Source organism: Microbacterium sp. NPDC056736 (assembly GCF_042790415.1).
Taxonomy (GTDB): Bacteria; Actinomycetota; Actinomycetes; order Actinomycetales; family Microbacteriaceae; genus Microbacterium.
Genome location: NZ_JBHTZE010000007.1, coordinates 233,849 through 255,775, shown reverse-complemented (window position 1 = coordinate 255,775; position 21,927 = coordinate 233,849). Strand labels below are relative to the sequence as shown.

Below are 21,927 nucleotides of genomic sequence, written 5' to 3'. Positions count from 1 at the left end.
GTCCTGCTGCGCCGCGCGGGCGGCGCAGCAGGACGACGCGATCGGTCAGTCGGTGACGACCGGCTCGAGCGTGGTGAGGACGAGGACCGTCGTGCGCGCGCGCGTCGAGAGCGTCGCGTAGGGGTCGTCCTCGGTCGGCCAGCCGGTGAACCGCTCCGTGCTGGCAGCGCCCCACTCCGGTCCGGGGAAGAGCGGTGCCACCGGTGCGAGCTCGGCGAACAGCGCCTGCAGCTGGTCCATGACCTCGTGCTGGGTGCTCTCGTCGGATGCCGCGGCGAACTGTGCGAGGAGCGCGTCGGCGTCGGCGCTGCCGAAGCGGTGGTAGTTGTCGAACGTCTGCTCGCCCACCGGCTTCACGGTCTCGGTCGACATCACGCCGCGGTAGAACTGGTACGGCGTGGGGGCGCCGGCGCTCCACACGATGCCGGAGTCGAACGTGCCGTTCTCGTACCCGGCGACGACGTCGCCCCAGTCCTTCGCGGCGACCGTGACGGTGACGCCGAGCTCGGCGAGGTTCTGCGAGATGACGTTGCCGACCGACACCCAGTCGCTCGAGGTCGAGCCGACCGAGAAGTCGAAGGCGAACGGCGACCCGTCGGGGAGGACGCGCGTTCCGTCGGCGCCGAGCGTGATGCCCGCGGCATCCAACAGCTCTCCCGCTCCTTCGAGGTCGCGCTCGGTCCACGTGCACGACTCGACGACGGACTCGTCGCGCCACGTGTCGTATCCGCCGCTCAGGCCTGTACAGTCGGCCGGAGCGGTGTAGCCCTGCATGCCGATCGAGGTGACCTGCTCGCGGTCGACGGCCATCGAGAGCGCCTTGCGCACGTCCGGGTCGTCGAACGGCGCCTTCGTGGTGTTGAACTGCCAGTTGATCATCGATCCGGTCGGCGGGAACCAGTAGAACCGGTGCTCGGGGTCCTTCGCGACGTAGGCCTCGTCGATGTTGGGGATGAACTGCGGCGCCCAGTCGACGTCGCCGTTGGCGGCGGCGAGGTTCGCGCCGTCGTTGCCCGAGAACGCGAGCACGCGGATGCCCTCGATCTGCTGCTTCTCGGGCTGCCAGTACTCGGGGTTCTTGCCCAGGTCGAACGACTGCGCCTGGAAGTTGGTGACCTCGGTGTACGGCCCCGTACCGACCGGCTCCTCGTTCGCGAACTTCGTCGGGTCGTCCACCTCGTTCCAGATGTGGGCGGGGGCGATGATCTGCTGGCCGATGTCGAGCAGCGCGGGCGAGAACGGCTGGTTGAAGTCGAACTGCACCGTGAGCGGGTCGACCGCGGTGACCGACTCGATGTAGTCGAAGCCGCCGCGCACCTCGCGCTGCAGGTCGAACGACACCACGACGTCTTCGGCCACGAGCGGTTCGCCGTCCGACCAGGTGACGCCGTCGCGGAGGTGGTACGTGATGCCCGTGCTGTCGGGCGCCACCTCCCACTCGGTCGCGAGCCACGGGGTGGTCGAGCCGTCGGCGGGGTTGTAGATGAGCATCGACTCGTAGATGGCCTGATGCGTCATCGGGAAGTCGGGGTTCGCGAACGGGTTGAAGTTGCGGTCGAACGTCCCCATGTCCTCACGGGGGATGGTCAACAGCTGCGACCCGTCGAGCGCGTCGGCGGATTCGCCTCCGCCGGCGCTGCAACCGGACAGCGCGAGCGCCGCCGTCGCCGCCATGGCGGCCGCGACGACCGCCACCTTGCGGTGAAGTGTCATGATGAGGGTGTTCCTTTCTTCTTCGTTGAAGCCGAAGGGGGCTGACGCTCGGCGGTCGGATGTCCAGTCACACCGACGAGCGTTCCAAGAGTGGGCAGTCGACCGTCACGGTTCCCGTGGCGGTCGGCTGACCCGCGATGATCTCGGCGAGGAGTTCCACGCCCAGGGCGCCCATCTTCTCGAAGGGCAGTGCAACCGTCGTCAGACCCGGCCGCAGGTAGCCCGCGATGAGCTCCTGGTTGTCGAATCCGATGACGGCGACGTCGTGGGGGATGCGCAGACCGCGTTCCTTGATCGCGTCGTACGCGCCCATCGCCATGCGGTCGTTCGCGCAGAAGAGGGCGGTGGGAGGGTCGGCGAGGTCGAGAAGAGCGGATGCCGCGTCATAGCCGCCGTGGGCGGTGGCGTGTCCTGAGATCTCGAGCTCGTCGTCGGGGGTGATGCCCGCCTCCTGCAGCACCTCGTGGTAGCCGGTGAGCCGGCCCACGGCCGCGGGGATGTCGGGATCCAGGTTGATGAACCCGATACGGCGGTGCCCCGCGGCGAGCAGGCGCTCGGTCGCGCGGCGTCCGCCGGTGCGCTCGTCGGGGACCACGGCGGGGTACCGGCCCTCGGCGTCGAAGCAGTTGACGAGAACCGTCGGCACCTCGCGGGCGATCTCGGGCAGCACGACCGCGCGGTGCCACGTCGCGGCGTAGATGAGACCTTCGACGCGCTGCTCGAGCAGCCGCTCGATGGCCGCCGTCTCGACGGCCGGGTCGGCCTCGGTCGACGCGATGAGCAGATACTTGTCGTCGACGAGCGCGCGATCCTGGGCGCCCTTGATGATCTCCACGGCGAAGGGTGCGGTCACGATCTCGGTGACGAGGCCGTACCAGTCACTCTGCTTCTTCGCGAGGGCGCGGGCGCCGGCGTTGGGGCGGTAGCCGAGCTCGGCCGCGGCAGCGAGCACGCGGTCGCGCGTGTCCTCGGCGATGCTGACCGAGCGGCGGTCGTTGAGCACGAACGAGACGGCCGAGCGCGAGACGCCGGCGTGACGGGCGACGTCCGCCATGGTCACCGCGCGCCTGGTCGTCTCTGACATGTCGTTCCTTCGTTGGATGCCGCGCGATGGAGTACTAACGCGCGTGAGTGGTGCGTGAGATCGATGCTAACGCGAGTTAGCGGATCCGGCAAGCCGGAGTCGGACAACCAGCAATCGGGTAAGCGGGAAACGAGTGTGCGGGAGGGAGCGGTGAGGAACGGAGGTCCGGGCCCACCCACCGCGCTCTCGCGGTCGGAGCGGAACACCACCTGTCAGGCGACGCCTTTCGCCTTCCCTTGTCCCGCGAGCGTGAGCACGCTCTGCAGGCCCGCCGGCGTGCCCGGCCAGTGCCGCTCGATCGCTTCGCGTCCGGCGTGCCGGATGGCGAACCGCAAGACCACCGCGACCACGATGGCGTCGTCGGCGTATCCGAGCACGGGGATGAAGTCGGGGACGAGATCGATCGGGAGCAGCAGGTAGCCCAGCAGCCCCAGCAGCCACCACCTCGTTCCCCGCGGAACGGTCGGATCGCCTGCGAGGCGCTTGGCCAGCCGGATCACATCCGGCACGAGCCGCAGCATCCCCCTCCAGTCCGCATCGGCTCCCGCGCGACGCTGCTGAATCGACAGCAGAAGCAGAAGCAGCATCCACAGCAGGACGAATCCGCCGACCACGCTCAATATCCCGATGAGCCAGTCCGGCACGGATCACCTCCAGGACTTTCAGATCGGCCGCTCCCGCCGATCCCATCCCACCATGCATGCGACTCGCCTCATAGAAGCGTCGGAACACCGGCGCGGGGGCTCACGCGGATCTGGCGCGTCTGAGTTCGTTGAGGAGGAGGCGGTTGGGTTCTCGCCATCGTCGTTGCGGGTCGAGCCAGCCGGGTGGTCGAACCTGTGGCATGCCGTCGATCATCCGGATCTCCCACCCGCTGGTCTCGATGCCGCGGTGGTGGTGCCAGCACAGCAGCACACCGTTGTCGATCGAGGTCGGGCCGCCGTTGGCCCAGTCGATGACGTGATGCACTTCGCACCAGGCGGCCGGGACGGTGCAGCCGGGGATGATGCAGCCGCCGTCGCGGGCGCCGATCGCCTTTCGCTGCCAGTGGTTGAACACCCGGTCCTCGACGCGCAGCGCCTTGATCGCACCGTTGGCCGCGAAGGCGAGTCGGTGGATGGTGCCGTGGCAGCCGATGTGCCGGGCCAACGACGCCGGCACCGGCACCGGACCGTCCGCGCTCTCCACGAACGCCACACCATCCGCCCGGTCGAGGTCTTCCGCGGTCGTCGTCACGATCAGCGTCGGCGCCGCACCCCCCAACGTCGGAGTGCCGGCGGCACCGGCGGCAGCGGACAGCATCGACGCGAACGCATCATGCCGCTTCTGGTCGACGGTGCGAGGATCCAGCACCCGGTCCTCGGGCGCACCCTCGGGCTCGGCACCGTCAACCGCGGCATCCACGAACCGCGGCCCGCGGTCCTGCGAACGCGGGTTCAGGTGCGCGTCCACGAGCCGGTCGAACTGCGCCGCGACGTCCTCGGTCACATCACCGGAGATCCGGCGCAACCCCCGCCGGGACCGCCGACTGATCCGGATCCCCCGCATCCGCTCCGAGTACTCCTCATCCGGCAACGTGCCGTCAGGATCCAGGAACAACGCCCACGTCGTCGCCATCACCTTCAACTCATGGATCCCGTACCCAGGCGCCGCACCATCCCCGACCGCCGCCCCGACGAGCTCGCACTCGGCGGCCTGAAGCTCATCGACCGAGCACCGGCCCTGCAACGGCCGCAACGCGTCGACGATCGTCGTCAGCGCATCCGCACTGAGCCGCCCCACCGCCAGCGCAGCCCGGGCATGCTCCAGCGGAGCCGGACGTGACTGCCCCGTCAACGTCACCCGTCCGGTGATCGCCTTCGCATCCCGCAGCCGCGCCCGCGCCGTCCCGGCCGACACCAGCGTCGTCCGTTCCACGAGCTCCTGCGCGGACCCGCACCCGAACAGCGTCGTGATCGCATCCTCGCCGAACTCCGAATCCGCGCGACGCGCCACCTCACCGGCAAGCGCCAAGCGCGCGGCATCCGTGATCCGACCCAGCCGTTCGACAACACCCAGCGCCTCGACCAACTCACGGTGCGACAACGCCCGCTGCGCCTCGCCGCGCAGCGCCGACCCGAGCACGTCGCCGAGCGCATCGGCGACGCCGGTGAGGTCGGCGAGCGGGAAGTTCATACCCCTCATTCTGGCGAGGGGTTCCGACATCGAGGGCACCGTAAACCCCAGGTCACGCACGCTTCTGTGGACAACTCGCAACACGCCGACGAGACCCCCACCTGGGGAGGAACCGCCGCCAGCCAGACCCGCGCTGGCCACACCGACGGCGAGACGACCAACGCAGCATGTCGGTCGGATGCCGCGCCCCGCCGCCCCCACCCGCCGCCACCCGTATGCTCGCCTCAATGACCGAGCCCGAGCCCGCCCCCGACTTCGCGCGAGTGCCCGCGGCGTCGGTGATCACCGCATGTCTCAGCGCCCAGGCATCCGTCGCTCCTCGCTCGGCGCTGGCGAGGCTGTTCGGCCGTTCTCCCCTCTCCGACGACTCGCGCCCGTGGTACCAGGGTGCGCTCGGCGAGCGCCGCGTCGCCCAGCGCCTCGAGGCGCTCGGCGACGAGTGGACCGTCCTGCACTCGGCGCCGATCGGCGAGCGCGGCAGCGACATCGACCACGTGGTCGTGGGGCCGCCCGGCCTCTTCACCATCAACACGAAGTTCCACGACGACGCGAGGATCTGGGTCGCCAGCCGTCGCATCCTCGTGAACGGTCAGTCCACCGATCATCTGCGCAACGCGCGTTTCGAAGCGCAGCGCGTCGCCCGGCTGATGACGACGGCCACCGGCGCTCCCGTGACGGCGACGCCGATCATCGCCATCGTCGGTGCACGCGACATCACGTTCAAGGAGCGCCCCGCCGATGTCATCGTGCTGCGCGAAGGAGAACTGACGCGGTGGCTGAAGCGTCGCCGATCCACTCTAGAGCCGACCGACCGCGAGCGCCTGGCGGCATCCGTCATTCGACGGGAAACATGGATGCCGCAGCCCGCCGCACCCGGCCCGCACGACGCGGCAGCGTTCGACGCGCTGGAACGCGAGGTCGAGCAGGCACGCCGAGTGCGCATCCTCTGGGGCGCCGGCGTGCTCATCGCGGGCATCGGCATCGCCGTCACGGTGGCTGGCAATACGTACAGCGGGCTCATCTCCACGCTCACCGGCGGCTGAGCGCGAAGCGCGGAGCGAGCGAACCGACGTCGCCCCGCGCGACCCCCGCCCGCTACTGCTTCTCGCCCCTCCCTCCCAGCTCCTCGCCCCTCGCCCCCCGCTACTCCCTCGCCCCTACTCCTCGTCGCCCGCCTCGAGCTGGGCCCGGGTGCTGGCGCTCAGGATCCCGGCGAGCTCGTCGTCGTCTCCGACCCGGCGCACCGACTCGCCGTACGCCGCCGTCACCTCGCGCGCGACGAGGTCGGCGAGGTGCCGCCACGGATCCGAAGTGGCCAGAAGCCACGTGCGGCGGGGGTCCCACGCGCAGGACTCGAGCAACTCGAACGCGATGAGCGCCACTCCATCGCCGTCGACCGACGCGCCGACCTCGGCGAGCACACGCCGCTGCACGTCGGGAGCGATGCGGGCGCGCGCCTGGCGCAGGAACTCGTCGCGCTCGTCGTCGTCGATGGGAGGGGCGAACATGCCGCCGCGCAGAAGGGTCAGGAACTCGCGGAAGCGCTGGGCGCTCCACAGGGCGTCGTGCATCATGGTGCCGTCTCTCGTGTCAGCCGCGCGAAGCTGCACCGCGCGGGCGGTGAATCGAACAAGGAGGGCCGACAGCGCCGGCCGCAATACTCAGCGGGTCGCCGAGCATCGGCTCCTTGGGTCGGCGGCGCGGAGGGACGCGCGCACGATGTCGTTCACGAGTGACACGCCTGCGACCCTACGACCGGGCACCGACACAAGACAAGAGGCGGGCCCTACCCTCGGCGTATGCGGTGCGTCGCCTTCCTGCGGAACGTCAACCAGGGTCAGCGCGGGCACCCCTCGACCGCCGATATCGTGGCCGGGTTCGCGGATGCCGGATGCCACGACGTGCAGACCTTCCAGAGCAACGGCACCGTCGTCTTCGACTCCGACGAACCCGCCGAAGCGGTGGCGAGCGCGGCGGAGGCGATCGCCGCTCGATCCGGCCACGAGCGCGACATCCTCTGGATCCCCCTCTCCGACCTGGTGGCGATCGCCGCCGAGCACGGGGCGACGCCCGAACCCCGCGGGTACGAGTTCACGCTCCACGGTGGAGGCACCGTCGACGCGCAGGATCCCGAGGTCGCGAGTTTCGCCGCGCAGTACGGCTGCACGCTCGTCGACGCCGGTCCCCGCTGGACGCTCGTCCACAACGACGTCGAGGGTCAGGGCAACGCCACGCCGATGCTCGAGCGCCTCACCGGCGGCCGGGCGACCTCGCGCGGACTGCCGACGGTCGTCCGGCTGGTCGCCCGCTTCGGCCCGTCGTGACCGAGCACCACCGCCAGCTCCGATCAGAAACGACGGCTTCCCTCCACGCCGACCTTGTCGCAGACTCGACACGTGGGCTCGCTGCACGTCGTGACGCTGGTGATCGACCTTCCGATCACGAAGCTCGACGCGCTCGACACGATCGCGTTCGTCGCCGACGGCGAGGTGGAGAACCCCGGCACGGCGCGGCCGCGCGTGTGGCTCAGCGTCGACGCGTGGGCGCAGGTCGAGATCCCGAAGTTCGCCGACCCTCCCCCGCTCGCGATCGACGTGTGCTCCAAGACCTCACGCGACGCCGCACTCTTCCAGGCCAAGCGTCTGGCCGCCGCTCTCGAGAAGCTCGGCTGGACGGTGCGTCCCGAACGGCCGGTCCACTGATGCGCACGGGCGACAGGCGATGAACGCACTCTCGCCGCGCCTGCAGGCGGTGGTCGACGCGCTCCCGCTCCGCCCCGGGATGCGCGTCCTCGAGGTCGGCGGAGCTCCCGGCGCCGCCGCGCGAGCCGTCGCCGCCCGCGTTGGACCGGACGGACACGTGCTCGTGCTGGACCGGTCGGCCACCGGCATCCGTCAGATCCAGGCGAATTGCGACAGCGAGATCGCGGGCGGCACGCTGTCGGTGCTGCACGCGCCGGTCGAGGACTTCGCCCTGCCCGCCGGCGTCGCGCCGTTCGACCTGGCCTTCGCGTGTCGCGTCGGAGCCCTCGACGGGCGGCACCGGCGGCTCTACGAGCCCGCGCTCGCGAACCTGCGTCGAGCGCTGAAGCCGGGCGCGCTGCTCTACGTCGACACCGGCTCGCCGCTCATCGCGATCGCGCTGTAGAGCGGCCGGGCCCGCCACTCAACCGGATGCCCTGACGCCTCCTCCCCGCCTAGGCTCGCGTCACATGAGGACGAACGACCGCGACCACGACATCGTCCTGCTCGGCGCCTCGGGGTTCGTCGGCAGGTACACCGCGCGGCACCTGGCGCGATCGGCGCCCGACGGCGTGCGGATCGCCCTCGCCGGCCGGTCGACCGCACGCCTGAACGAGGTGAAGCGCGAGCTCGGCGTCGACTGGCCGACCCTCGAGGTCGACACCGCCGATGACGCGGCCGTCGCCCGGGTCGCGGCATCCGCCTCTGTCATCGCCACCACCGTCGGACCGTACCTGCGCTACGGCATGGAGGTCGCCGCGGCGTGCGCGCGCGCCGGCACGTCGTACGCCGACCTGACCGGCGAGAGCATCTTCGTCGCGCGCAGCATCGAGCGCAATCACGCGGTCGCCGAGAGCACCGGCGCCAGGATCGTCCACTCCTGCGGGTTCGACTCGATCCCGTCCGACCTCGGCCTCGGGCTCGCCCACGCCGCCGCCGGCGGTGTGCCGATCGTCGCGGCGACCCTGACGGTGCGGTCGCTGCGCGGCGGCATCAGCGGCGGCACGATCGACTCGCTCCGGCAGCAGGTGAAGGAGGCGAAGACGGATGCCTCGGCCCGCCGCCTCCTCGCCGACCCCTACGCGCTCACCCCCGGGCCGTCGGTGCGTCTGCCGAACCGGGCCGGCAACGGCTGGGGCACCGTGCGGGGAACGTGGCAGGCGCCGTTCATCATGGGCGGCTACAACCAGCAGATCGTCCAGCGCAGCAACTACCTCACCGGCTGGAGCTACGGGCAGCTGATGCAGTACCGCGAGGTCGTGGCGACCGGGCGCGGCCTCGCCGGCTTCGCACGGGCCGGGGGGATCGCCCTCGGGACGGCCGCCCTCGTCGGCGCGATGTGGTTCACTCCCACGCGCGCCGTGCTCGACCGGGTGCTGCCGTCACCCGGCAGCGGACCCAGCGCGGAGGCGATCGAGCACGGCCGCTTCGCCCTCGACGTCGACGTCTACCCTGTCGAGGGCCTGCCGGTGCGCACCCGCGTCGCCGCGCCGTACGATCCCGGCTACGGCGGGACCGGGGTGATGCTCGCCGAGTCGGCGCTGAGCCTCGCCCTCGACGACCTCCCCGACCGGGCCGGCGTGCTGACGCCGATGGTCGCGATGGGCGAGCAGCTGGCGGAGCGGCTGCGGGGGCAGCGCTTCACGCTGGAGGCCAACGCCAGGTGATCCGGGCTCGGCGCACCGGGCGGTGTCGTCGAGCTCTCCGATAAGCACCCCCGGGCGCCTCCGAACCGGCGCCCGTCCCGCGGGCGCACGCGCCGGGAAAGGCCTCGTCGGCGGCCTATATTGCCTGCGACGCCGCCGTGTCAATCCCTCCCTGGATCGCGGGCGCGTCGCCGCGGGTCTTCCTACGATGTCCCTGCGCTCGATGAAGCGAGGGGGCGGCCCAAGTCCCAGGGGCGGGCAGCCGCACTCACCGTCCAAGACGAGGGGCCCGAGGGGGGCACCGGGAATGGAAGAACGATGAGCACGCAGAACCCATCACGTCCGCTGACCAGTGAAGAACTCGAGGCCGAGGGCGGCGTCGCGCTTCCCGACAAGGAGGTGGCCTCGATCCTCGACCTCAACGCCGACCTCGATCTCGGCATCTCCGCCGCGGCTCCCATCGACCTCGCGGTGGCTGCGAACGCGAACGTCGCGGCGCCGATCGATGCCGCGGCGTCGGCCAACATCCTCTCGTCGGGCTCCTCTGCTCAGGCGCTGGCCGACCAGAGCGTCAGCATCGACCAGGGGGTCACCGCCGACGCGACGGCCGAGTCCACGCAGGACAGCACTCTCCAGCAGGGCGACACCGCCGGAACCGACGACACGACTACCGACGGCACCGCCGACACCGGGCTGCTGCCTGACGGCACGCTCCCGGACGCCGAGACCGTGCCCGACCTGACGTCGAGCCTCGACGGCGACCTGCTGAACGTGGACGTCGACGTGGCGGCCGATGCGGACATCGCGGCGCCGATCAACGGTGCGGTGGCCGCCAACGCGAACGTCGCCGCCCCCATCGACGCGGCCGTCGCCGCGAACATCGGCTCGATCGACAGCGAGGCCGCTGCGCTGGCGCAGCAGGACGCGATCATCAACCAGCAGATCGACGGCGAGGCCACTGCGACGGCGGATCAGCAGTCCGACATCGGCCAGTAGGCACGGATGCCTCGAACCCCGGGCGGGTCGTCGACCGACGGCCCGCCCACCGCCACCGCTCCGACCGCTACCGCTCCGCCGGCCGCCGCCGACGCCGCCGTCCCCGCCGGAGCGTGGGTTCCCGCCCGAGCGTCGGCCGTCGAGCTTCTCGGTCAGGCGCAGAACTCCGGTTATCGCGAGCCGCCGTGGCTCGTGCGCCGGGCGGATGGTCAGACTATCCAGCTGACACCGCTGCTGTACGCCGTGCTGGACGCGATCGACGGCGGGCGCGGACTGGCCGAGATCGCACAGGCAGCGGGTCGGGCTTCCGGGCGCGAGGTCAGCGCCGACAACGTGCGGGTGCTCATCGAGAACCGGCTCATGCCGCTCGGACTCCTGCGCCTGCCCGACGGCTCCGAACCGGAACTGAAGAAGAGCGACCCGCTGCTCGGCATCCGTTTCCGCTACACCGTCACCGACCCGGACCGCACGAACGCGCTCACCAGGCCCTTCGCCGCGCTGTTCCACCCCGTGATCATGATCGCCGTCACGGCGGCGTTCCTCGCCGCCTGCTGGTGGGTGCTCTTCGTGAAGGGCCTCGGCTCGGCGACGCACGACGCCTTCGCCAACCCCGGCCTGCTGCTGCTGGTGCTCGTCGTGACGGTGTTCTCGGCCGGATTCCACGAGTTCGGTCACGCCGCCGCCGCCCGCCGCGGCGGGGCCACGCCCGGATCCATGGGCGCAGGGCTCTACCTCGTCTGGCCTGCGTTCTACACCGACGTCACCGACTCGTACCGCCTGGGTCGCGGCGGTCGCATCCGCACCGACCTCGGCGGGCTCTACTTCAACGCGATCGTCGCCGTCGCGATCATGGCCGTGTGGCTCGCCACCGGCTGGGACGCGCTGCTGCTGGTCGTCGCGATCCAGGTGCTGCAGATGGTCCGGCAGCTTCTGCCGCTCCTCCGGTTCGACGGGTACCACATCCTCGCGGATCTCACCGGCGTGCCGGACCTTTTCCAGCGCATCAAGCCGACGCTTCTCGGGGCGCTGCCGTGGCGATGGGGCGATCCGGAAGCCAACGCGCTTCGGCCCTGGGCGCGCATCGTCGTGACGCTGTGGGTGCTGGTGACGGTGCCGCTCCTGATTCTGAGCGTCGCGCTCATGGTGCTCGCGCTCCCGCGGATCGTCGGAACCGCGTGGGCGTCCGTGCTCGACCAGCAGGAGCGGCTGGCGGGCGCGATGCCTGAAGGGAACTGGCTGGGCGTGATCGGGCACGTCGCGGCGATCGCCGTGCTGCTGCTCCCCCTTCTCGCGATCGCAGCGATGCTCGTCTTGCTCGTGCGCGGCATCGGCACCAGGATCATCCGCGGCACGCGCGGCCGCCCCGTCCGCCGCACCGCCGCCATCGCCCTGGCCGCGGTCGTTGCCGGCGCGGTCGCGTTCGCCTGGTGGCCCGACGCGCACCGGTACCGGCCCGTTCAGGCCTACGAGCGCGGAACCCTCGTCGACGCGGTCGGCGCCGTCACCGCGCTGAGCCCCACCGAGTCCGAAGGACTGCGCCGCGGGGCGCAGGGCACGACCGTCACGGCTCTGCCCGAGAACACCGAGCTCGGCACCGCCGCGGATCCGCAGCTGGCGATGATCCTCGTTCCGCGTGAGGGGTCGGATGCCGCGACCTGGGTCTTCCCGTTCGACCGGCCGCTGCCGCCCGAGGCGGATGGCAATCAGGCGCTCGCCGTCAACACCGGCGATGGGTCGGTCGTCTACGACGTCGCATTCGCCCTGGTGTGGGCGGAGGACGACACCGTCGACACGCGCAACGAGGCGTACGCGTTCGCGAGCTGCACCGACTGCGCCGCGGTGGCGGTCGGCTTCCAGGTGGTGCTCATCGTCGGTCAGGCCGACGTCATCGTGCCCGAGAATCTGTCGGCGGCGGTCAACTACGGCTGCGTGAACTGCCTGGCCTACGCGCTGGCCAGCCAGCTCGTGGTGACCCTCGACGGCCCGCTCAGCGAGGACGGGATGGCGCGCCTGTCAGCCCTCTGGGAAGAGATCATGCTCTTCGCGGAGGACCTCGAGAGCGTTCCGCTGTCGGACATCGAGAATCAGCTGGAGGAGTACAAGGCCCTCATCGTCGAGGTGATCGAGGAGGACGCCGCAACGCGCGCCGAGGGCGACACGCGCACCGGGGACGACTCGGATCCGGCCGACGAGACCGGCACAGAGGGCGCCACACCGGCTCCCACCGCCGACGACGAGGGGCCGCTGCAGGACGCACCCGAGCCGACGCCCACGCCCACGCCCACGCCGACGCCCGAGGCGACGGCATCCGTCGATCCTCAACCGTCGCCCACGCCGACGAGCACGGAGGAGGAGGCGCCCTGAACCGAGGCGTCAGGCGAGCGGCCGCTCAAACCCATCCGATTCCGAGGGTGCGCAATTGCGCGCCACTTGACCGGTCCCCCGTTGCTGACTTTGATTTGGCCATGGATCCACAGCTCTCGGCCGCCCTGGTCGCCGCACTCGCATCTCTCGCCGTTGCGATCCTCGCGTGGCTCTCCGGTCGTCGGCAAGCGCAAGAGTCCAATGAAGTCCAACAAGAACTGGTTAGGAAGCAGGCCGACCTCACGCGCGAACTCGAAGACTACAAAGGCGAACTCGCGAGACAAGTGCGAGTCGAAGAGCGTGCGCTGACGGCGAAGGCGGAGTTGGATCGAGTTCGCGAACCGCTCCTGCTAGCGGCAGTCGATCTGGCACACCGCATCGACAACATCCGCAACAACTCATTCCTCGCATATCTTCCGAGCTCCGAACCGTCGCGCCGCGACGTCGCGGTTCGCGGCACGCTCTACCGGTTTGCCAGGTACTGGTGCGTCGTCGAATCCCTATACGACCGCGCCGATTTGGGAAAGCTACTGACGGATACGGACACGCAGCCGGTCGCCGCAACGCTTCGCGATATTGGCCGAACATTCGCGAGCGACCGTTATGACTCAGCGAAGCTCATGGTCTGGCGGGAGGAACAACGAGCGATCGCAGAATTGATGCGAGGCACTGACGGGGATGCGGGCTACATCGGCTTCGCAACGTTCTTTGACAGATACGAGCAGACGTTCGCGACGTGGTTTGAGTTCATCTCTCGAGACCTTCCCACTGCGGCGACGAGCGAGAGACTACGGCTAGTGCAACGGCAACTGGGCGAACTGGTCGCGCAACTGGCTCCCGTGGGTCAGGAGTTCTATATCGAGCAGGTGAAGAAGATCGAGCAAGGGGCGAAAGCTCCCTGACTCGGCGGACTACTACTCTGCAGCGACCTGACGCGCTCGCCATCCTCTCGCTCTATTCGCTTTCGCCGGGCGGCATCCCATCCGATTCCGGACTCGCGCCGAAGACCTCTCACAGCACGGCAGATCGCCGTTGACAAGAGAGAGGTCTCACCATGGGCTCTTCACCGAATCGCATCGTCGCCACGGTCTTCGGCGCCGTCTACCTTCTCGTGGGCCTGCTCGGGTTCGCGTTCACGGGAGGTGTCGGCTTCGTCGCCACCGAAGGCGGGCTGCTCCTGGGCATCTTCGAAGTGAACCCGCTGCACAACGTCGCCCACCTGCTGATCGGCGCGGCGCTGTTCATCGCCGGCCTGCGCGGAGTCCGCCCCGCGAAGCTCGTGAACACGATCATCGGCGCGGCCTACCTGCTGCTCGGTGTGGTCGGCTTCTTCCTCGTCGGCACGCCGGCGAACATCCTCGCGCTGAACGCGCCCGACCACTTCCTGCACCTCGCCAGCGCCCTCGTGCTGCTCGGTGTCGGCCTGGGCGCCGAGCGCTCGTCGCGAGTCGCAACGGCGTGATCATGCGACACGAGGCATCCGCGACGGACCGCGCGGCCACCCGCGCGCCGTCGTGGGTGCCCGTGGCGGCGTGGGGCTTCGGCCTCGTGAGCGCGGCGCTGGGGGCAGCGGCGATCGTCGCACTCCAGGCCGACACCCTCTCGCGAGTGCTGGGGACGCTCGCGGTCGTGGTGGGGTTGGCCGCGCTCGCCTGGGGCGCGGCCGGCCTCGCCATGGGTCGCACGCCGGCACCGCGGGGGGCGGTCGCCGGCGTGTCGGCGGGGGTCGTCGTCGCGGTGGGTCTGCTGGCGACCGCGCCGGGGCGTGCGAGCGTGTTTGCGATCGCGCTGCTGGGCGCGCTCGGAGTCGTGGTGGCGTGCGGCATTCTGCGGGGTCAGCGTCGTCCGTCGCGGCGCACGAGCCTGTGGGGCATGGTCGCTGCTGCGGCCGTTGTGACGATTCTCGTCGTGCCGGCGCTGGGCGCGTGCCAGGGGGCCGCGCTACTCAGCGCCGACGGCACCGTGCTGCCCGTGGTCACGCACGACGGACATTGATGACGGATGCCGCCACCGCCGGCTGTCGGCGTGCGCGAGCGGTTGCGTCACATCTCGTCACCATCTGACACGCTCCGACACTCGCCGACGATCCGTGGGGATCGCGTTTAGCGTGAGGTCATCGCGGCGATCCGGGCGGTCCCGGGCTCCGGTTCATACCCGGCAGCGTTGCGGGTTCGACTCCCGCCGTCGCGTCGACTGAGACCCACGCATCTACCTGATCAAGGCACTTTCTCGGATGGTCGGTGCATGGCGAGGTGAGCGTTGCGCCCGCTCTTCTCTGGCTCCCAAGAGCTTGCTTTGGCCCTCGCGTCGCCAGTGAGCGGCCATAGCAATCGAGCCCACACGCTGACCCTGGCAGCGGAGCCGGTAGGCACATCAGCGTGTCAAGTGACCGCCCCCGTCGGGGCGGGATCGCGGGCGGGCTTTACGTGCGCACGGCGACTGCACAGCCGCGGCACCACGTCGCCGGGCTGAGCTCGATCGGTGAGCGACCGGCCTACGTACGGTCAGTGGGCGTTTGTCCATGACCCGCCAGCCGTGAGTTCAGTCGGTCGGTCGGGCGCCTCCCGGCACCCTCCCGCGCGCTCGATAAAGACTGGCGGCGCCTTCCTCTTGCGGCCGCTTCTTCAACTCAGCCGAAAAGGTCGTCCAGAAGTAGCCCTTCGACTGCTCGTGCCCGTCTTGAGTGACCTCGAGCTTCGCCTCGATCCGCTCAGCAACGTGCTGGGCTAGGGCCAGCCCGAAGCCTGTGCCATCTTCCGAGGTCTCAATCGCCGCCGGGGCGCGATAGAACAGATCGAACAAGTGCTCCATGTCGGTCTTGCTGATGCGCGGACCGAGCGAACCCACTGAAAATCGAATCGTCGACGCATCTTCGTTGAAGGAGATCACGATTTCAGACCCGGTCGGGGCGTATTTTATGGCGTTGTCGATGTATGCGTTGGGGATCACTCCAACGGCGTCGGGGTTCTCGTTCAGTTGCCCGAACGATTGGCCCTGTTCGCGGTACGTGATGCCGCGAGTGGCCATCTGGGCCTCGTAGATTCCGACGTACTTTCGCACTAATCCGTGGAACCGGAACGCCCTTCTCCTCACTGGGTCGTCGATGCGTTCTGGATGCACCATAAAGAGCGCCGACTCGAGCTTGAACTCCATGAGACGCGCCGCCCAATACATCGAGCGGACCGGGCGCTCGGAGCGACGAAGCTGCTCCTCCAGATCCAGCCCCGGGTGGGACTGCTCTAGCAGTACGTTGATGTTCTGAATCACGAGGGTAGTCAGGCGCCTGTAGTCATGCACCTGGGCGAACGCCTGCTCCAAGCTCGGCTTGAGCAACTCTAGAGTGTCTGCGCGGTACCCTTCGGACTCCCGGTACTCCCGCAGTATGCGCGCCTTTTCCCGTGCGACCTGATTCTCATCGCGTTGCCGCCCCTCCGAAGCACGTAGTGAGACTGCTTGTAGGTGTTCACTCGGGATTGATTCTGCTCGCGCAGCTTTGAGCGCCTTTGCGCGGGTCTTCGTGGACGTTGGATAGTCACGTACTACGACACCCGCGACCAGGAGTGAGTCGTCGATCCGCTTGTAGTTGTAGCCGTAGCTGCAGAGACCGATCTCGGTGCCTTCATCGTCCTCGCATTGGCGGTGCTTGCACCCGAGGCAGACACTTGGCCAGGAGTGAGTGAGCCCATCGACTCGCTTGCCGTTTCGAACGTATGGGAAAGGCATGTACATCAGGTCGCCCACAGTTGCGCCACCCCGATCGCTACTTGCGCAAGTCCAGCGATGACTTGGACGTCATCGGGATCGACATTCCTGCGGCGAAGAAACTTCGTCAGCTTGGATGCGTCTCGATTCTTGATGGCGCTCTCAACGGCCCGCTTGGCCCAGAACCCCTCCACCCCCGCATCAGCCAGTCTTCGCGAGAGCCGAGAAACGTGAAAGCCCACACTGAAGTGCTCAAGAAGCAGATCGTCGACATCGCGCTTGAAGTCGACGTAGTCAGCGCTCTTGGGTAGCACGCGGTCCGCTAGTTCAAAGAACGGCTGATACTGAACGCCCCAGTCAGAGTTGGAGTAGGCGACCACTACCTGTGACGGCCGCGTCTTCTTGATGTGACGCAGCACTCCCAAACCCTGATCCTTGGTGAGGTCACGACCGATACCTTGCAGATCAAGCAGGATTATGTCGTACCGACCGGTTTCGAGGTCGCCGAGCGAGTCGACGTTGTCCCACTTCGTTATGTTGTAGCCAGCACCGCGAAAGAGAACCTCGTATGGGAACTCCTGATCGTCGATAACCAGAATCCGTGCTCTGTCGACGATCTGCTCAAGACTTGGCGACGGCAACCGACTATTTGCCACCGGCTCCCCTCCAATTGCTCGCTGGGACTGCGCGTTCGATCGCAGGTGACACCGTACCCGGAGCCTACTGCACCGTGCGGGCCCGGCCGTTGATGTGGTGTTCGCGCGGACAGGTGTCTTCGAAGTGGCGTGTGCGGCGGCGAAGGCTCTGTCGTTGATCGGACTGAGCCCCCGATTCAAACCATGTGCGACGATCGTCCCCGATCGTGCCGGCGCCCGGTTTGGGACCGTGACGAACCACCCGGGTGTGCGATCGATCTACGTTGACGCTGCGCACATTGCGCGGGCTCGGTAGTCCCGCGACTCTATGCTGACCGGTGTGAATGACGAGATTGCCGTAGCGCTAATTGCGGGCCTGTCAGCTCTTGCGGCAGCCGTCGTGGGACTTGTCGGAGTACTGGCACCGCGGAGTGAGCCACGCGCGGCGAAGGAACTCCTAGCCTTGAACACGATTCTTGAGACTTTCCCTGCCGGCGAAGCTCGTGAGTCTCTCGAAGCCCGTCGAACTCGTGTTGCGGCCACCTATGGAGCTCAACGAGAGCCAATGGGCGTTTTCGGTGCAGCGTATCTGCTCACAGTTGGGGGCTTCCTTCTCGCGATCGTCGCGATCCTCATCCTCGGGGGCGATGCCGGCGCGTGGGTATCTCTGTTCCAAAGCCTTCTGATCGGGCTAGCTCTTGGCGGGCTCCTGCTTTCGCTCGTAGGGATCGCGCTCCTCGTCGCTGGTCTTGGCTACCGGATCCGTGACTGGTGGAGGGCGCGCGTCTCGACAGAACCTTCCGATGCGGCTCCCGCGGCAGGGCCAGGGAGCGCCGAGCTGACCCTGCCATAGGCGTCGCCGGATCAAGTCAACTTGATCAAGCACTCGTGGCCCTGGCTTTCAGTACTTCCGTGACCCACATGGCCACCTCGGCGCCAATCCGCGGCGCTTAAACGCGACGCATGAGATCCTCGAAGAGGTGTCCCTGCCGACAGAGCTCCGCACCTCCGCTGCGCGTTGCAGGTCGCGTTCGGCCTGGCTTTCGCTCACAGCCAAGTCGCTGGCGAGGTCGATGCGGCTGCGATTGCGTCCGCGGATGCCCGCGGCGTCAAGACGCGCCGTGAACCGAGCCTTTCGCGCTGCTTGCAGTCGCTTCCAGACATTCGCCCACCGCGTGTCGTCATCGGCAAGTAGCCGGGGCTCGTCGGGCGCGACACGCGTCAGGAACAGTGCTCGGAGAAGGGCGGCGTTCTCCGGTGCCGCCTCGGTCAATTGCTCGGCCGTCTTGGCACGATGGCAGTCACCGCAGAGCAGTTGCAGATTCCCCAGCTCGTCCGAGTTGCCGCTGATGTGGTCGATGTCGGTGCCGGGTTTGCCGCACTCTTGGCTTTGCCCTGCGTCACGGTTCTTGGCTTCTTGGCGACGTGCCGGGCTGAGTGTTCGCCCGAGCGAGCGGTATCCGCCGACTAACAGGAACGCGCCCTTGGGCTGGATGGCGGTCCGCACGAGCGGGTCCTCGAAGCGCCCGTCGCGAAGCACGGCTCGCATGTAGCGCACATGCCCGCAGACCTCGGCGCGCCACGCGGAGCAGTACGGCCCCACCACGGCGTCGGGCAGCTTCGTCAAACAATTCGCGCAGTGGTCGTCAACGAAGTACCGCGGCGCGGGCGTCTCGAAGAGAAACGGCGGCTCTATTCCGCCACGATAGCGTCGTGTGTCCCTGCGCGACTCAGGTCACTGATGTATACGTTCGCGTAGCTGAGTTTGCGGCGTGGACTGTCGGCAATGGCGCGCCGAAGAACTCGTATGCGAGATGCGGGAAGGAGGTTTCGCTCTCGTGCGGCGCGCTGGGGGATCGCCTCCGGCCACGGGCTCCTAGTCCTTCGACTCTTCCCACCGACCGGTCTCAGCTTTGTCTTCGTTGGTTTGAGCCTGCGCGTTCTCTTTGCCGCGCTCCTCCCACCGAGCGGTCTCGTCGGGATCCTCGTCCTTTTGGTTAGCCCTGTCCCAATCCTTCGTTGCCATCAGATACTCCTTCCTTCTTGCCGGTCTGCTCGCTAACTGGCTTGTCGTCGGGCCAGATGATCTTGTGCGCCATCACGACGATGTTGTGCTTCCCACCGGACCACTGCCATACCAAACGCACGTTCGCGCGCACGGGCTGATCGTTGAATGACGCAGTGCTGATCAGGTCATTGGAGATTGTCTCGCCGGGCTCGATCCACTCATGATCGGCGAAGACTCTCACCGTCCTGCCCGCCGCCCAGACCATCGAGTTCTTGCCGGCCGGCTGGGGCGTTTCAAGTGCTTCGATTGCCAGCCCGGTGCCCTCCTGCAGTAGCCGCACCACCGTCGTACCGATGTTCTTGACGCTCACGGTCACGTGGGGATGTTGCACGCCCTCTGCGATAACCCAAGTGCCGGCGATCGTCACTTCGAGTCGTGGGCGAAGCGTTCGACCTTTGACGAACTTGAAGTAGGCCCAGATGCCTCCCACGACGACGGCCGTGGTTGTCACCAAGGACTGGATGATCTCCACGACCGTCTTCGTGTTGGCGAGCGGCGTCGCGCTCGTATCCGCTTCGGATACGAGAATGGCAAACTCAATCACGAGACCCCCAGGACGTGATCGTCATCCAAATGTTCCGACAGAAAGCCAGAGTCCTCCCGGACGACGGGCAGCGCAAGGGGTCGGTATTGATCCCGAACATCTACCAACAGCTGCGTGATGTCGTCGGCTCCGGCCAGGGCCCACAACTAATGCGCCCGAGAGGGCCAACTCCCGTGCGGCGTTGAAGCGGATCGAAGCGACCTGCCACCGCGTCGTCGGCGGGACGAGGTGTTCGGCGCACTCGTCACGGCACACCGAGCGTCCCTGATCGCGCCGGTGCCCGTAGACGGTTCCACCGACGCTCACGAGTGCACGCGCGGTGGGCTATGTCGCACAACGTTCGATTCAGCAAGGCAGCGGTGCTGTATGGTGCTCCCAACACGTCACGCCTTGGCGGGTGGGGAGAAGATGGCGCCGCTGCTCGTTCTGATGGTTGCATTGCTCTCCGTAGGCGTGTTCATCGAGAACTTCGCGCGCACGCGCGGGTTTAGGGTTGCAGACCAGGCTCGAGCGTCTGCGGAGCCATTGGTGGCAGTGTGGAGAACTCGTCTCGCAGATGGCGTGCGGTCCGAATACAACAGCGATCTATCGGCCCTCTTCCAGCTTCCTCGAGCGGTCCGGCTCAGTAAGTGGGTCTCTGTCGCGCTAGCGGGACTCAACGTCGCGCTCTTCGGCTTGGTCCTTCTCGCGCTGCGAGGAGGTGCGATCAAGTGGTGGCCATGGGACTGGAGCGTGGATCTCACGATCGGGCTCGTGCTTGTGCTCGCCCACGCCGTGGTCGCTGTGCTTTCCTACCGCGGCGCTGTGCAGGTTGAGCGTGAATTGAACGGTGCTCGGATCGTGTTTGGCGACAAGCTGGTCAGTTCACTCAGAGCGGAATTGATCGGCACGCCAACTCCTTTGAACAGCCCGTCGAAGGACGACGCACCTGGGGGCAAGCGGCGTTCACACGGACGCGCCCCCATCGACAACCTCTGGCTCGACGAGGAGGTTCCACAGTCGGTCGCCGCGCTAATTCCCGTACTTCTATTCCTTACTAGAGGTGGGTTCCTGTCTGCGTCCGGCATGTCGGAGGCGAAGTCGATGCTGGCACTCGGATATCTCGATCGCCGTCTGATGGCTGACAGCGACGGGCACTATTCGAGCCACTGGGAGGATTCGACGCAGCGTCTCGCTCACGTCCTAAGCGAGTCGGCGCCCAGCGCTGGACACCTGATTATTCGTTGGCTCTCGGCCGCGAGGGAGGCTGAGCTTCTCGCTCGGGGAACGGTCGCCGCCTTCAGTCACGTCCCCGAACCCGAGACAAAACGAAACGCACTGCTGCAGGTGTCGGTACTGTCTCTCGATCGCGCGGCGTCGGAGATCAATCGGCGATCCACCATCCCCCCGATTCGAGCGTTTCCCGAGTTGACAACGAGCTGGGTCGACGCCGCTCGTTCCAATAGGCCGAACGACCATTGGCTTACGGAGCGAGCTTCGAACGCACGTGGATTTGGGCTGCTGCTCGTGCGCGCAGCGCAAATGGACACTCCAGACCGTCGGTCCGGTTGGCTCGAGCGGACGGCCGCAGTTTCAGGTGCTCACGCGCGCGGTGAGGAGCTGATCGCTTCTCTTGCTCAGCAACTCATCTGGGACGAAACCGACGCTTACGACGAACGACTGCACCGGCTGCGTGCACTCGCCATACGGCATGCATCCGAAACCCGGCACCTTGTGGACCCCGGCCTGCCCGTGACTCTCGCTCAGGTCCAGGCCCTTGGCGCGGCCGGCATGCACGAGGAAGCCGCGTCATGCCTGCGGCGATCAATTGTGAATTGGGTAGACACTCCGTTTAGCCTGCTCGTTGCCGTTCATTACTGCACCTCGCGATTCGTCTATCCAGACTGGAAGACGCTGAAAGAAGCTCTTTTCGGCGGGCTGCGCGATCTTCACACAGGGGGCGAACTGAGTGACTCGCCTGCAGAGCGACTAGCGGTGAGTTGGATGGCGCGGGCAGCAGACGCCTGCGAAGTAAACCACTTGGTCGGAAGATCCTCAGCGACCGCGCTGGGCCTTCGGTGGATGGCTTTCAGCGCCTTCTCCGCTCTCATCTTCGAGTTGCCGTTCCTAGGCAAGCATGGCCCCGTTCCGGATGGCCTGAGGGATTCGGATCTCGCGCTCGCAGATAGTGCCATCCGGCGAGCGACGACTCCCGACAATTCGATTGTGCGAGCGCTAGCGGAACTGAGAGCATCATGGTTCGCGGCGACTTGACGCCGC

The 21,927-nt window shown here is 67.7% G+C and carries 21 protein-coding genes and 1 tRNA gene; 13 read left to right on the top strand and 9 right to left on the bottom strand.

The window, feature by feature from the left end; genetic code table 11:
• Positions 1-45: 45 nt before the first annotated feature.
• The 4 genes from ACFRAL_RS14920 to ACFRAL_RS14905 all read right to left on the bottom strand — a co-directional run bounded on the left by ACFRAL_RS14920 (position 46) and on the right by ACFRAL_RS14905 (position 4,972).
• Positions 46-1,713 carry an ABC transporter substrate-binding protein gene (locus ACFRAL_RS14920; RefSeq protein WP_378884299.1) on the bottom strand — a complete coding sequence of 556 codons (1,668 nt, stop codon included), beginning with the start codon at positions 1,711-1,713 and terminating at the stop codon, positions 46-48.
• A gap of 67 nt (positions 1,714-1,780) precedes the next feature.
• Positions 1,781-2,797, bottom strand: a complete 1,017-nt coding sequence (locus ACFRAL_RS14915) for a LacI family DNA-binding transcriptional regulator (protein ID WP_336398239.1) — start codon at positions 2,795-2,797, stop codon at positions 1,781-1,783.
• A 212-nt stretch (positions 2,798-3,009) separates the two neighbouring features.
• Positions 3,010-3,441 (bottom strand): YkvA family protein, encoded by a 432-nt coding sequence (locus ACFRAL_RS14910; RefSeq protein WP_378884296.1) that lies wholly within the window; start codon positions 3,439-3,441, stop codon positions 3,010-3,012.
• A 100-nt stretch (positions 3,442-3,541) separates the two neighbouring features.
• Entirely contained in the window at positions 3,542-4,972 is a 1,431-nt protein-coding gene (locus ACFRAL_RS14905; protein WP_378884293.1) for a DUF222 domain-containing protein, read from the bottom strand.
• A 227-nt stretch (positions 4,973-5,199) separates the two neighbouring features.
• Between ACFRAL_RS14905 and ACFRAL_RS14900 the strand changes: the two genes are divergently transcribed.
• The gene (locus tag ACFRAL_RS14900) at positions 5,200-6,015 is read left to right on the top strand and encodes a nuclease-related domain-containing protein (protein WP_378884290.1); all 816 of its coding nucleotides are present in this window, start codon (positions 5,200-5,202) and stop codon (positions 6,013-6,015) included.
• Between the two features lie 114 nt (positions 6,016-6,129).
• Here the strand turns inward: ACFRAL_RS14900 and ACFRAL_RS14895 are convergent, their stop codons facing one another.
• Positions 6,130-6,546 (bottom strand): hypothetical protein, encoded by a 417-nt coding sequence (locus ACFRAL_RS14895; RefSeq protein ID WP_378884287.1) that lies wholly within the window; start codon positions 6,544-6,546, stop codon positions 6,130-6,132.
• 225 nt (positions 6,547-6,771) lie between these two features.
• Here ACFRAL_RS14895 and ACFRAL_RS14890 point away from each other — a divergent pair, with 225 nt between their 5' ends.
• The 10 genes from ACFRAL_RS14890 to ACFRAL_RS14845 all read left to right on the top strand — a co-directional run bounded on the left by ACFRAL_RS14890 (position 6,772) and on the right by ACFRAL_RS14845 (position 14,909).
• The gene (locus ACFRAL_RS14890) at positions 6,772-7,296 is read left to right on the top strand and encodes a DUF1697 domain-containing protein (protein ID WP_378884284.1); all 525 of its coding nucleotides are present in this window, start codon (positions 6,772-6,774) and stop codon (positions 7,294-7,296) included.
• A 72-nt stretch (positions 7,297-7,368) separates the two neighbouring features.
• The gene (locus tag ACFRAL_RS14885) at positions 7,369-7,674 is read left to right on the top strand and encodes a hypothetical protein (RefSeq protein WP_378884281.1); all 306 of its coding nucleotides are present in this window, start codon (positions 7,369-7,371) and stop codon (positions 7,672-7,674) included.
• Positions 7,675-7,693: 19 nt separating this feature from the next.
• The gene (locus tag ACFRAL_RS14880; protein ID WP_378884278.1) at positions 7,694-8,119 is read left to right on the top strand and encodes a methyltransferase domain-containing protein; all 426 of its coding nucleotides are present in this window, start codon (positions 7,694-7,696) and stop codon (positions 8,117-8,119) included.
• A 64-nt stretch (positions 8,120-8,183) separates the two neighbouring features.
• Complete coding sequence (locus ACFRAL_RS14875; RefSeq protein ID WP_378884275.1) at positions 8,184-9,380, top strand: saccharopine dehydrogenase family protein; 1,197 nt, start codon at positions 8,184-8,186, stop codon at positions 9,378-9,380.
• Between the two features lie 297 nt (positions 9,381-9,677).
• Positions 9,678-10,355 (top strand): peptidoglycan-binding protein, encoded by a 678-nt coding sequence (locus ACFRAL_RS14870; RefSeq protein WP_378884272.1) that lies wholly within the window; start codon positions 9,678-9,680, stop codon positions 10,353-10,355.
• A 6-nt stretch (positions 10,356-10,361) separates the two neighbouring features.
• Complete coding sequence (locus tag ACFRAL_RS14865; RefSeq protein ID WP_378884269.1) at positions 10,362-12,719, top strand: hypothetical protein; 2,358 nt, start codon at positions 10,362-10,364, stop codon at positions 12,717-12,719.
• Between the two features lie 101 nt (positions 12,720-12,820).
• Positions 12,821-13,621 carry a hypothetical protein gene (locus ACFRAL_RS14860; protein ID WP_378884266.1) on the top strand — a complete coding sequence of 267 codons (801 nt, stop codon included), beginning with the start codon at positions 12,821-12,823 and terminating at the stop codon, positions 13,619-13,621.
• 152 nt (positions 13,622-13,773) lie between these two features.
• Positions 13,774-14,181, top strand: coding sequence for a DUF4383 domain-containing protein (locus ACFRAL_RS14855; RefSeq protein ID WP_336398227.1), 408 nt, complete (start codon positions 13,774-13,776; stop codon positions 14,179-14,181).
• Positions 14,178-14,714 (top strand): hypothetical protein, encoded by a 537-nt coding sequence (locus ACFRAL_RS14850; RefSeq protein ID WP_378884263.1) that lies wholly within the window; start codon positions 14,178-14,180, stop codon positions 14,712-14,714. The genes ACFRAL_RS14855 and ACFRAL_RS14850 overlap by 4 nt, the downstream gene beginning before the upstream one ends.
• A 122-nt stretch (positions 14,715-14,836) precedes the next feature.
• Positions 14,837-14,909, top strand: a tRNA-Met gene (locus ACFRAL_RS14845).
• 351 nt (positions 14,910-15,260) lie between these two features.
• On the opposite strand, the gene ACFRAL_RS14840 is transcribed toward ACFRAL_RS14845, so the two are convergent.
• Together ACFRAL_RS14840 and ACFRAL_RS14835 are read right to left on the bottom strand one after the other, a co-directional pair.
• Positions 15,261-16,052: an ATP-binding protein gene (locus ACFRAL_RS14840; RefSeq protein WP_378884260.1), complete on the bottom strand. Its 792-nt coding sequence runs from the start codon at positions 16,050-16,052 to the stop codon at positions 15,261-15,263.
• 395 nt (positions 16,053-16,447) lie between these two features.
• On the bottom strand, positions 16,448-17,077 hold the full coding sequence (locus ACFRAL_RS14835) for a hypothetical protein (RefSeq protein ID WP_378884257.1): 630 nt from the start codon (positions 17,075-17,077) through the stop codon (positions 16,448-16,450).
• 319 nt (positions 17,078-17,396) lie between these two features.
• Here ACFRAL_RS14835 and ACFRAL_RS14830 point away from each other — a divergent pair, with 319 nt between their 5' ends.
• Positions 17,397-17,909, top strand: a complete 513-nt coding sequence (locus ACFRAL_RS14830) for a hypothetical protein (protein WP_378884254.1) — start codon at positions 17,397-17,399, stop codon at positions 17,907-17,909.
• Between the two features lie 48 nt (positions 17,910-17,957).
• Here ACFRAL_RS14830 and ACFRAL_RS14825 read toward each other — a convergent pair whose 3' ends face one another.
• Positions 17,958-18,683 (bottom strand): HNH endonuclease, encoded by a 726-nt coding sequence (locus tag ACFRAL_RS14825; RefSeq protein ID WP_378884251.1) that lies wholly within the window; start codon positions 18,681-18,683, stop codon positions 17,958-17,960.
• 370 nt (positions 18,684-19,053) lie between these two features.
• Positions 19,054-19,668 carry a hypothetical protein gene (locus ACFRAL_RS14820; protein ID WP_378884249.1) on the bottom strand — a complete coding sequence of 205 codons (615 nt, stop codon included), beginning with the start codon at positions 19,666-19,668 and terminating at the stop codon, positions 19,054-19,056.
• 408 nt (positions 19,669-20,076) lie between these two features.
• On the opposite strand from ACFRAL_RS14820, the gene ACFRAL_RS14815 reads away from it, so the two are divergent.
• Positions 20,077-21,921 (top strand): hypothetical protein, encoded by a 1,845-nt coding sequence (locus ACFRAL_RS14815; protein WP_378884246.1) that lies wholly within the window; start codon positions 20,077-20,079, stop codon positions 21,919-21,921.
• Positions 21,922-21,927 lie beyond the last annotated feature (6 nt).